Origin of the sequence: Dapis purpurea BLCC-M126, from assembly GCF_050015975.1 — a bacterium.
Lineage (GTDB): Bacteria > Cyanobacteriota > Cyanobacteriia > Cyanobacteriales > Microcoleaceae > Trichodesmium.
In genome coordinates this window covers 33055-46007 of sequence record NZ_JBNHER010000217.1, presented here as the reverse complement: position 1 = coordinate 46007, position 12953 = coordinate 33055, and the positions used below count along the sequence as shown (strand labels likewise).

At 35.0% G+C, this 12953-nt stretch carries 5 protein-coding genes; 3 read left to right on the top strand and 2 right to left on the bottom strand.

The window, feature by feature from the left end:
* Window positions 1-711: 711 nt before the first annotated feature.
* Both ACP6PL_RS19340 and ACP6PL_RS19335 read right to left on the bottom strand, forming a co-directional pair.
* Entirely contained in the window at window positions 712-2541 is a 1830-nt protein-coding gene (locus tag ACP6PL_RS19340; RefSeq protein ID WP_426546907.1) for a putative bifunctional diguanylate cyclase/phosphodiesterase, read from the bottom strand.
* A 516-nt stretch (window positions 2542-3057) separates the two neighbouring features.
* The gene (locus ACP6PL_RS19335; RefSeq protein WP_426546906.1) at window positions 3058-5322 is read right to left on the bottom strand and encodes a putative bifunctional diguanylate cyclase/phosphodiesterase; all 2265 of its coding nucleotides are present in this window, start codon (window positions 5320-5322) and stop codon (window positions 3058-3060) included.
* A gap of 988 nt (window positions 5323-6310) precedes the next feature.
* Between ACP6PL_RS19335 and ACP6PL_RS19330 the strand changes: the two genes are divergently transcribed.
* From ACP6PL_RS19330 to ACP6PL_RS19320, 3 genes are all read left to right on the top strand, one after another.
* On the top strand, window positions 6311-7363 hold the full coding sequence (locus ACP6PL_RS19330) for a GGDEF domain-containing response regulator (protein WP_426546905.1): 1053 nt from the start codon (window positions 6311-6313) through the stop codon (window positions 7361-7363).
* A 375-nt stretch (window positions 7364-7738) separates the two neighbouring features.
* Entirely contained in the window at window positions 7739-8539 is an 801-nt protein-coding gene (locus ACP6PL_RS19325; RefSeq protein ID WP_426546904.1) for a ParA family protein, read from the top strand.
* 344 nt (window positions 8540-8883) lie between these two features.
* Complete coding sequence (locus tag ACP6PL_RS19320) at window positions 8884-12339, top strand: HAMP domain-containing protein (RefSeq protein WP_426546903.1); 3456 nt, start codon at window positions 8884-8886, stop codon at window positions 12337-12339.
* Window positions 12340-12953: the final 614 nt, after the last annotated feature.

The window sequence follows — 12953 nt, the reverse complement described above, 5'->3', positions numbered from 1 at the left end:
GTTTTAACCAGAGGTAATTATCAATTATCCATTATCAATTATCAATTAATGAAGATCCCCCTAAATCCCCCTTAAAAAAGGGGACTTTGAAGACTCCCCCCTTTTTAAGCTATCCCTTATAAGGAACTTCTAAAACTCTTTTCTGATAGGGAGATGGGTAGGTGGGGGGAGAAAAACCTCTAATTAAATAGGTTTACTCTCCTGAAATCTGCATTGAATAGCAAATACATAACTTCTCTATGCGTGTGAAATTTTATGTTAAGAAAGATGTTTATAACCCACATTCCGCACTTCAATTTGTAACATGAAAATTAGTCTAAAATTCCATAGCTTAGTAAGTATTTATACTATGCAAATTATCTCAATTACTGTTTCTTCATCAAATTCCCAGTACATAATTAAGCATAAATACTTGCTCGATCAAGTAATCGATCGTGGCAGCTATGATTTTCTCCTGAATTCTGTCTCCTGTCTCCTGTCTCCTGACTCCTTCTTCTATACTACGTTTTGTCGTGCGGAATGTAGGTTATAAAGCATAGCTTTTTAAGGGGGGCGGGGGGATCTTAATTTGGTATAAAAAAATGTTTCATCTTCAGCTATTAGCAAATATTTCTAAATTCTCTTCCCTCCTAACTCCTGACTCCTGACTCCTGTCTCCTGACTCCTAAACAGTAACCTAAATATTTGTAGCCAAAATTTATCAAACTAATATTACTCAAAATAAGCAGTCGCATCTTCTACCTTTAAGGGATAAGATAAAAAATATCCTTGTCCATATTCACAACCAAGGGATTGAAGAATATCTAATTGTGCAGCAGTCTCTATTCCTTCAGCAATTAATTCCATTTCTAATGTATGTGCTAGGCTAATAATAGCACGCACAATTTCTAAATCTTCCTGAGAGTTATCCATTTGATTCACAAAAGAACGGTCAATTTTTAAACTATTTAGAGGCAACCTTTGTAAATAACTCAAAGAAGAATAACCTGTGCCAAAATCATCCATACTTAACTTAATATTCAATTGTTGTAACTCGGATAAAATCTCAACTGCTTTAACCGCATTTTCCATCAAAGTAGTTTCTGTAATTTCTAACTTGATATTTTTCCCACTAACTTGTGTTTTTGTCAAAATCTGCTGAATTTTATTCGTTAAACTTGAATCATTGAGTTGTCTTGCAGATAAATTAATACTGAGGACAATATCTCTTGCTTGTGGAAAATTTTCCTGCCAAGCTTTTAATTGCAGACAAGCGTTTGTGAATACCCAATCATCAATTTCAACGATTAATCCTGTTTCTTCAGCGATAGGAATAAACTGCCCTGGAGAAATAAAACCTTTTTGAGTATGTTGCCAACGAAGTAATGTTTCAAAACCAACAAATTTTTGGTTTGTTAAAGATATAATTGGCTGATAATACAAGAGAAATTCTTGACGTTTGAAGCTTTGTTGTAAATCCTGTTCCAACTCTAATCTCTTGAGAGTATAAGAGTGGATATCTTGGTTGAAAATAGCATAATCAACTTGACTACTTTCTTTAGCTTCTCTCATTGCTAAATGAGCATCCCGTAAAATATTTTCACCACTTTCATAAACATTACAATCACAAACAATGCCAATACTAACCGAGATAATTACTTCTTGTTGATCAAAGTGAAAAGGAGATTGTAATGTTTCTTGAATGCGTTGAGCTAGACGAATTCCTTCCTCACAAGATTTGCTATTTTCTACTAAGATAGCAAATTCATCTCCTCCACAACGGGCGACAGAATCTTCAGTCCTAATTATAGTTTTTAATAAATTAGCGAATTGTATGAGTATTTGATCTCCAGTAGGATAGCCTAAACTGGCATTTAAGACCTGAAATCTATTAATATCAATCAGCAATATGGAAAAGAAATAAGTTGCATCTCGTTTAGCAATTTCTAATACATGGGATAGTTGTTCGATAAACCAAGCACGATTTTGTAAATTTGTCAAAGAGTCATGGGAAGCATTGTAAAGTAATTCTTCTTCAATGTTTTGACGTTGATGGATAAGGTGGTTTAGTTCTTGTTGAAGTTGGTTTAGTTCTTGAATTTGTATAGCAATACGTTGTTCTAATTGCTGCTTTTGTGATAAAATTTCAGTTTCTGAGTGTTTTCGTTCAATGGCATAGTAAATTGACCGAACTAAAAAAGCGGTGCTAACTTGTTCTTTGATGAGGAAGTCTTGTGCTTTTTCCCGAACCGCTTCTATCCCTAATTCTTTGCTATTAATTACTGTCAGTACAATGATGGGAGTATGTGGAGCTTGTTGGTTAATTGAGATAACTGTTTCAATTCCTCGACTATCGGGTAAATTCAAATCCAGTAAAATTACCTCAAACTTATGTTTCTGAAGTTGTGTAAGTCCTTCTTCTAACCGCTCAACCTGAGTTACAATAAATTTCGTTGTATTGGCTAATCTTAACATTTCGAGAATTAGGAAAACATCTCCTGGATTATCCTCAATTAATAAGACATTTAAGGTTATAGATGATGGGTAGAGTTGGTTGGACATAATTAATAAATAGATAGCAATCCCCATAGCTATGAGGTACAAAATTCTAGGTTTTAGGGAATAGGGAATAAAAAAGAAATTAAAGATAGGTGTACTTCATAAGCTTGAGAAACGCTATAAATAATTAGATTAAGAGTAAGTGGAAATATCCTACCTTATGTAAGATTTTTCTTTCTCTTAAAGCTTCTTTCTTCTTCCTTCTTCCTTAGCAAATTCGGAGGTCTAAAGCCTCCACTTTTAAGTGGATAAAAAAATATTTAATATCATGTCCGCTGGTATCGTTTGTGTAAAAGTTAGGGTGAATATGTACAGGAAATTTAAGTTTTTTCCAGCTTTTAAGCCTTCTTTCTTCTTACTTCTTCCTTCTTCCTTACCCTTACTTACAATACTGATGCTACCGGACTTGATATAACTCAGTATTTTAAGCCTCCGACTAAACTTGGAGGTTCACTGATAACTGATAACTCCAATAACCTTCCCTATACAAGACAGATGCTACCGGACATGATATAAAGACTAATTCCCGATTAATAAAGCTTCTAATGCTTGAGCTTCTAATGGTTTTGAGAACAAATATCCTTGTCCTTTTTCGCATCCTAATTCCTTAAGTTTTTCCAATTGATACTTAGTTTCAATCCCTTCAGCAATGATATCCATATCCAAATCATGAGCCAAATTAACGATAGAACGAATAATAGCTATTTTCTCATCATTTGGTTGAATCTGACTAACAAAAGATTGGTCAATTTTTAAGACATTAACAGGAAACAGATGTAAGTAACTCAAAGATGAATAACCTGTGCCAAAATCATCCAAACAAACATCAATATCTCTCAGTCTAAGCTCCTTGAGAAAGTTAGTTGCTATGGTCATATTTTCCATAAGTATGCTTTCAGTTAACTCTTGCTTCAAACTTTGAGCAGGTATATTAGTTTCCCTGATAATCCTGTCAATTTCTTCTATTATAGTTGAGTCTCTAATTTGCCGACTAGAGATATTTACACTAGCAGTAAGCGAATTTTGATGAGGGAATTTTTGATGCCAAATAGATAGTTGACGACAAGCTTCTTCTAGTACCCATAAACCTATAGGAATAATTAACCCAGTTTCTTCTGCTAGAGGAATAAACTTACTAGGAGAAATGAACCCTTTTTGGGGATGTTGCCAACGAATTAAAGCTTCAAAACCCAAAATCTTATTAGTAGTTAATGAGAAAATTGGCTGATAGTAAAGCCTAAATTCTTGACGTTCTAGAGCCTTTCTTAATTCAGTTTCTAATTGCAACCGATTAACTGCTAGGTGGTGCATTTGTTCATCAAAAATCATGCAACCCCCTTTCCCCAATTTTTTAGAACGATACATTGCCGTATCCGCATCCCGGAGAATTTCTTCTGGTTTGTTATACTTATCTTTACTGAGGGTGATACCAATACTGGTATTAATAAAAACTTCCTGATTATTAAGAATAAAAGGAGCCAATAATTGTGCGTGGATTCTCTCGGCAACCTTGAGCGCGTCTTCAATATCCTTGATTGGTTCTAAAAGGATCGTAAACTCATCTCCTCCCAAACGAGCTAAAGTGTCCCCAGCACGCAACAGAATTTGCAAACGATGGGCAAAAGTTACTAGCAGTTCATCACCAGCTAAATGTCCTAAACTATCATTAATATTTTTGAAATCATCAAGATCAAGGAAAAGTAGAGCAAATAAATATTCTTTATTGCGCTTAGTTTGACTAATAGCTCGCTCTAAGCAATTCATAAATATTTCTCGGTTAGGAAGATTCGTTAGTGAATCATGAGAAGCATCGTATTCTAACTTTTCTTGCATGCGAAGACGCTCAGTCACATCACGAAGAATAGCAGTATAGATAACTTCATCGTTTATCTTCAACTTAGCAATAGAGACTTCAGCAGGAAACTCACTTCCATCTTTGCGACAACCAAAAACCCTCGGACGTTTAGTCATTACCTGTGCTTGCACCTCTGAGTGACTAAACTGTTCTATATGGCCTGTATGAACCTGAGCCAAATGTTGAGCTAGCAGTATATTCATGGGTTTTCCTAAGACTTCCTGAACGTCATAGCCAAATATTTTTTCTGCTCCCTGGTTAAAGAGAATAATGCGATGATTCTGATCAATAGAAATAATGGCATCCTCAGCATTATCCACAATACCTCTGAACCGTGCTTCTGATATTTCCTTTCCTTTCTCTGCTTGTTCACGAGCCAGAATATTCAATGATATTTGATAGCTTTGAAAAGAAATAACCCCCAAAATAAGCAGGTTAACTCCAAAAAGTAATCCCTGAAGAAGTTTAAGACTTTTTACTTGAGATTCTGCCAATTTTTGAGATGTCAATGTTGCTTTATCGGCTGCCATCCAGAAGTTTTCACTAGCTTCTATTAGGATATCTTTTTGCTGAGAATCTTGTTTAAATATCTCGATAGCTGACTTTAATTTTATCCAACTCTGTTCCACTACTTTCATATCATTGATGAAAGTCCGATCTTTTGGTTTAGGGATCTTTAAAGTTGGGCTACCATGAATTAAACCTTGAATCTTCTCCTCAATTTCAACAATTATTTCTTTATTTGTGCTACTTCCCATCAGCTCTTTTTTGATGAGTCTTTGAGCTCCACCTCTCACCATTCCGGAAATATTAATAATTCTTTCATCGTCTATCATCTCATTGATTTTTTGATAGATTAATCCTAGATTTAAAATAGCAAATATCAAAAGAATAATTATTATATTTCTCAGTTTATTAGTAATGTTCATTATTTTTTTTATTGCTCTATTTTAAGTAGTTTTAACTTATCCAATTAGTTAATTGAAGTTATAGTTTCAATGTCGAGAATATCAGGTCATTAATGGATAATGGATAATTACCTATTCTTAAAACCGTAAGGGAATTGAATATAAAGAAATCAAAATTTCTTCTCTTGATAGATTTGCTATAGTGAGGTTTCCTTACCATCGCATCTTAGGGAAAGCTCCGCTTTTCATGTCCCGCAGCTAAACGACCGCTTTTTCTCTTGAAATAGAAGGCTTTAAACCTTTGGGGATTAATTATCAATTATCAATATTCAGAAGGCAAAGAATTCAGCTTGTATAAATGTATAATTAATTTTGTGTATCTGCTTAACTTTTTCATATAACAAAATCATACCAATTTCATTCACTTAGACTGCACTACTTTCTTAATACTGAAATGTGAAATAATTTCCTGAAATTACTCTAGCGTCAAAGTTTTGAGCCTATAAAATCTTACTTTTAACTTTTAACTATCTTGAGTGCGTCTTACATTCTGTTCGCGGAGCGTTTCCGCAGGAAATGAAGACCTCAGAATTACACACTCCCTTTTGACTTCCGTAAAACGGTATTAGATAAACTCCATAATAATTGGAAAATACTGACAGTTTCATTTGATTAAAAAATATTACAAATTGTATCTAAATATCTATTTCTGTGAATAAACCTTTGAAAAAATTCGCAAGAATTATAATATCTATAAATATCCTAAATAGGAAAACTGGAAATTATAGCTGCCATAAGTATTATTTCCTAATAAACTGTTTGGTGGTCAAAGACTAGATAATTTATAAAACAGTTTATATATAACATTAGTGATATTATTTAATCCTAATTTAACCCTAGTTTTTATTTCGTTGAATCATAATAAATTATGCAATTATTGTCCCAACATCATAAAAATACTCAAATAGTAACTTATAATATTTCTTATATCTCAAATGAGAATAAAACCATGTTTAGCAATAACCATGTCAATCAAAAATCTTATTTAAATACCTTATTAGTAGAGGATAATCCAGGAGATGCTTTTCTGATCAAAGAGTTGTTGAAATTTAACTCATCATTGGATTTTAATGTAATTCATTGTAATAGATTATCCTTAGCCATTAAGCAACTTAATGAAGAAAAAATTGATCTAGTTTTGCTCGATTTAGGACTACCTGATAGTCAAGGATGTGAGACGATTTCCCAGATGATAGAAATGGCTCCTAATATTCCAATTATTGTTTTAACCGGAAAACATGATGACGATTTTTCTGTTGAAGTAGTTCAAAAAGGAGCGCAAGATTATTTAGTTAAAAGTGAAATTTCCGCAGAATTATTAATTCGTTCGATCCGCTATTCCTTGGAAAGAATTCAGTTAGTGCAAAAACTACAGGATAGAGAACAAGAATTAAGTTGTTTTAATAAAAAATTAGCTGATGAAGTCCGAGAAAGAACTTATGAGCTTAAGGAACAAAATGAGAAGCTCCAACATCTACTAAAAATATCAAATACAGATGGTTTAACAGGTATTCCTAATCGCTATTGCTGGGAAACAGTTTTAGAAAGAGATTGGCAAAAATCTATCCGCGAATCTCAGCCCATCTCTTTAATAATGATAGATATTGATTTTTTTAAATTATTTAATGATACTTATGGTCACCCTGAAGGGGATATTTGTTTAAAAAAAGTGGCTCAGGTAATTCAAAAAACTTTAAAAAGACCAACAGACTTAGTTGCTCGTTATGGAGGAGAAGAATTTGTGGTAGTATTACCTAGTACAGAAAAATCTGGAGCCATGTATATTGCTGAAAGTATTCGCAGTGGAGTTAATAGTTTGAAAATTATCCATGAGGCTTCAAAAGTTGATGAATATATCACTATTAGTTTAGGTTTGGCAACAACTATTCCGACTATAAATTCACATGCAGATGAATTAATTAGTCAAGCCGATAAAGCACTTTATTTAGCGAAAGAAGAAGGAAGAAATTGTGTTAGGTCTTTGACTTATAATATTGATTGAATCAACTGCTTTGGGGGAGGCAAAAAGTCAAAAGTCAAAAGTCAAAAGTCAAAAGTCAAAAGTCAAAAGTCTTCCCATGCTGATGAATTATGGGGTTGAGATCAAGTTGATTTTTTCTCTGTATTCAATTCATTATAGCAACTTTTGTGACAATTGAAAAAGCAAATTCATTAATTGATAATGGATAATGGATAATTGATAATTACCTCTGGTTAAAACCGAGAGGATTGAAGATCAGGAAATATTATTTCTTTTAACTTTACATATTATAATCTGGCTGAAACCTAAAAACTGACCGCTATTTGTGCAGTATTCCAGTTGAGTAATTATTGTTTTGAGAAAAAATATATATAGAAATACTATAAGTTAAAAATCATGGCTAAAACCATTGCCTTTGCCAACCTAAAAGGTGGCACAGGAAAAACTACTATTTGCATAAATATAGCCGGATGTTTAACTTTAATTAATCCAAAAAGTCGGGTATTAGTAGTAGATTTTGATCCTCAAGCTAATGCAACTTCTGGATTGGGAATTGATGAGAAGAGTTTAGAAAATTCTATTTATGATGTAGTCTTAAATCAATTTCAGGAATATCAAGGAGTTCCTATTACTCAGACAATTGTAGAAACACAAATAGAAAATCTTCATTTAGTTCCCTCAGAATTAAATTTAGCAGTAGCTTCTATTTTAATGCACCAATGTAAAGATCAAGTCGGAATTTTAAATCGAATTTTAGCTCCGATTAAATCCTACTATGATTATATTTTAATTGATGTACCATCGGATACGGGCTTATTTATGCTGAATAGTTTACGAGCAGCAGATGAAGCTGTTATTCCTATTGATAGTAGTATTTTTTCTCTCGAAGCGTTAGAAAAATTCCAAATTTATTGTCAAGATATTCAGAACATGACTAGATATAAAATTAGTCGATTTATGGTTGTTTTGAATCGTTATACAAAATCTAAAACCTCATCTCAATCGAAAAAAAAATCAAAAAATAGTATATCTGAAGAAATTGAGGAGGCAGTAAAAAGAATGTCTTATCCTCTATTTAAAATCCCAGAATCTCTTTTAGTTTATCGTTCACAACAGGAGGGAATGCCAATTTCTCATTTTTCACCGACTAGTCAAATTGTGAAAAATTATATGGAAATAGCTAACTATTTATCATAGGTAAATTGACCATAAATTCCTCAAAAATAAGTCTGTCATTTTAATAATTTGAAAATCAAAGGTGAAAATTATAGCAGTTCTTTAATCTATGAGGTACAGATTTAGATCCCCCCCCGCCCCCCTAAAAAAGGGGGGAGTCTTCAAATTTCCCCTTTTTAAGGGGGATTTAGGGGGATCATAAATTCACCTCATAACTGTGGAAATTGCTATATAATCAAACCAAATAAATAAGGTTTCAATACTACTCTCTTAAGGGGATAAAAGAAAAAGAAAATTCCATATTTCTAGCCTCCTACTAATTCCTTCATTTGCTGATAACTGATAACTGATAACTGATAACTGAAATGACAATTCCTAAAAAACGAAATCCTGGTCGTCAGGTCTTCTTTGAACATCCTGAACCAACTGCAGAAAACCCCCAAGAGACTATAACTGAATCTGAATCTGAATCAATTTCATCAACTCCAATTTCTCAAGCAAAAACTAATATTGATATGAATAATAATCCTAATTTTGACTCCTTATTAACTGCTCTTAAAGCTGCTAGAGATGGAGATTTTACCGTGCGTCTTCCCGAAAATAATGGCTTAGGAGAAATAGCTATTGTCTTTAATGAAATGATAGTTATTAATCAAAACTTTGCCGAAGAAATGCGGCGCATTAGTCTTGAAGTTGGAGAAGAAGGAGAATTAACTGCTAGAGCAAGTTTGACAGAATCTAAAGGGTCATGGAAATCAAGTATTTATGCGGTAAATGGACTGATTAATAATTTGGCGCGACCCACTACGGAAGTTTCGCGGGTATTAGAAGCAGTAGCAAATGGAGATTTGTCCAAAAAAATTAACTTAGAATTGCAAGGAAAATCCTTAAAAGGAGAATTTTACCACATTGGTACCATTGTTAATCAAATGGTGGACAAACTTAATAGTTTTTCCTCAGAAGTAACGCGGGTTGCTCAGGAAGTGGGAACAGAAGGTAAATTGGGAGTCCAGGCCAAGGTTGAAGGAGTATCTGGTGTTTGGAAAGAGTTAACAAACAATGTTAATGAGATGGCCAGTAATTTGACAAACCAAGTGAGGAATATTGCCAAAGTTGCTACAGCTATTAGTGTGGGAGACTTAACTCAGAAAATTACGGTAGAAACAAGAGGGGAACTCCAACGACTGAAAGATACTATTAATTTGATGGTGGATAGTCTCAATACTTTTGCTTCAGAGGTAACGCGAGTTGCCAAAGAAGTGGGAACTGAGGGAACATTGGGAGGTCAAGCGAAAGTAAAAGGAGTCGCGGGAACTTGGAAAGAGTTAACAGATAATGTGAATGGTATGGCAGCGAACCTAACTTTACAGGTGAGAAATATTGCTGAAGTAGCTACTGCTGTTGCCGAAGGAGACTTAAATCAGAAAATTACTGTTGATGCTCAAGGGGAGATATTGGAACTCAAAACTACCCTGAATAAAATGGTAGACCAACTTAATGCTTTTTCATCAGAAGTAACCAGGGTTGCCAAAGAAGTAGGAAGCGAAGGAATATTAGGAGGTCAAGCTCAAGTTGAAGGAGTAAGTGGCACTTGGAAAGATTTAACAGATAATGTAAATGGTATGGCATCTAACTTAACTTATCAAGTTCGCAATATTGCAGAAGTAGCTACTGCTGTTGCCGAAGGAGACTTAAGTAAAAAGATAACCGCAGAAGCGCAAGGGGAGATATTGGAACTCAAGACTACCTTGAATAAAATGGTAGATCGACTTAATGCTTTCTCCTCGGAAGTAACGCGGGTTGCCAAAGAAGTAGGAAGCAAAGGAGTATTAGGAGGTCAAGCTGAAGTAGAGGGAGTTGCAGGAACCTGGAAAGATTTAACAGATAATGTGAATGGTATGGCAGCTAACCTAACTTTACAGGTGAGAAATATTGCCGAGGTTGCTACCGCTGTTGCGGAAGGAGACTTAAGTAAAAAGATCACTGCAGAAGCACAAGGGGAAATTCTCGAACTCAAGACTACCCTGAATAAAATGGTAGATCAACTAAATGCTTTTAGTGGAGAAGTAACGCGAGTTGCTAAGGAAGTGGGAAGCGAAGGAACATTAGGAGGTCAAGCTGAAGTAGAGGGAGTTGCAGGAACCTGGAAAGATTTAACAGATAATGTGAATGGTATGGCAGCTAACCTAACTTTACAGGTGAGAAATATTGCAGAAGTAGCTACTGCTGTTGCTGAAGGAGACTTAACTCAGAAAATTACAGTAGAAGCGCAAGGGGAGATATTGGAACTTAAGACTACCTTGAATAAAATGGTAGATCAGCTAAATGCTTTCTCATCAGAAGTAACGCGGGTTGCGAAGGAAGTGGGAAGCGAAGGAATATTAGGAGGTCAAGCTGAAGTTAAAGGAGTAAGTGGTACTTGGAAAGATTTAACAGATAATGTAAATGGTATGGCAGCGAACTTGACTTACCAAGTTCGCAATATTGCAGAAGTAGCTACAGCGGTTGCTGAAGGAGACTTAACTCAGAAAATTACAGTAGAAGCGCAAGGGGAGATATTGGAACTTAAGACTACCTTGAATAAAATGGTAGATCAGCTAAATGCTTTCTCATCAGAAGTAACGCGGGTTGCGAAGGAAGTGGGAAGCGAAGGAATATTAGGAGGTCAAGCTGAAGTTAAAGGAGTAAGTGGTACTTGGAAAGATTTAACAGATAATGTAAATGGTATGGCAGCTAACCTAACTTTACAGGTGAGAAATATTGCTGAGGTTGCTACGGCTGTTGCTCAGGGAGACTTAACTCAGAAAATTACGGTAGAAGCGCAAGGAGAAATTCTGGAACTGAAGAGTACCCTCAATAAAATGGTAGACCAACTTAATACCTTCTCATCAGAAGTAACGCGGGTTGCCAAAGAAGTAGTTGCAGGGCAATTAGGAGGTCAAGCTAAAGTACAAGATGTCAGGGGAGTTTGGAAAGATTTGACAGATAACGTCAATACAATGGCAGCTAACCTCACCGAACAAGTGAAAAAAATTGCCCAAGTAGCGATCGCTGTTGCTAAGTCTTCTGAGGAGATGATGTCGGAAAGTCAAACTATGAGTCAAGCATCTCAAGAAACCTCCACTCAAGCAGAGTCAGTTTCTAGTACCGCCGAACAAGTTAGTGCCAATGCTCAGTCAGTTGCTACTGGTGTAGAAGAAATGACTGCTAGTATCCGAGAAATTGCCAAAAATGCCACTAATGCTGCTCAAGTTGCCACAACTGCTGTAGAAACTGCTGAAATTACTAATGAAACTATTGGCAAGTTAGGAGTTAGTAGTGCAGAAATTGGTAATGTGATTAAAGTCATTACTTCTATTGCTCAACAAACCAACCTCCTCGCCCTTAATGCCACCATTGAAGCAGCAAGAGCGGGAGAAGCAGGAAAAGGTTTTGCGGTAGTTGCCAATGAAGTTAAAGAATTAGCTAAACAAACCGCCAGTGCAACTGAAGATATTAGTCAAAAAATTGAAGCTATCCAAGGAGATACCAAAGGAGCAGTAGAAGCGATCGGTCAAATTACCACTATTATTAATCAAATTAACGACATCCAAAATACGATCGCTTCGGCGGTAGAAGAGCAAACTGCCACTACCAACGAAATTGCCCGTAACGTTAACCAAGCAGCAGAAGGTTCATCAGGAATTGCGCGTAATATTACCAGCGTGGCACAAGCAGCACAAAGTACCAATAATAGCGCCGCTAAAACCCAACAGTCTGCAACTGAGTTATCTAAAACAGCGGGGGATTTACAAGAATTGGTAAATCAGTTTAAATTTTAGAAACTGTAGGAGCTATTACAAGATATTGTAATATTATGTGCCCCCTTCGGGGGAGCTACGAATTGCGGTTAAATAGTTATTATAATTAAAGTTCGTAGTAGGGCTTCAGCCCTATCTACAGTTCGGGCTGAAGCCCTACTACAAACCATATACTTTATTATAAGTGATTATCCGAACATGATATAAGTCCTGAATTATCAATTAATGAACATCTGTTAATCAGTTGCTTAGTCTAGTGAACTGACACATCTAAAATATTGCAATAGTAGGGGCGGGTTCGGCGTTCAAATTAATACATCAACATTCAGTCAAATGAACCCGCTCTAATGTACTTATTAGGTAAATTATCAATCCTAAATTTTTAACAAATAAACCTAAGTTCTTCTCATAATTAGAATATCTGACTCCATATATTTTTCTAATATTTTATTTATATTAATCAACTTCATCAAAACTGCTCTTTATCAGAGGTTATTTTTCTTAATAATTGTTACGTCTAATAAGCAGGCAAACAAAATAAATTACACATTGAGCGCAGCTAAAATCCTTACTGTGTAAACATTGTTTGTGTAAATAATTCTGTGTAAGTGGCCATTATTAATTATCCTACATCC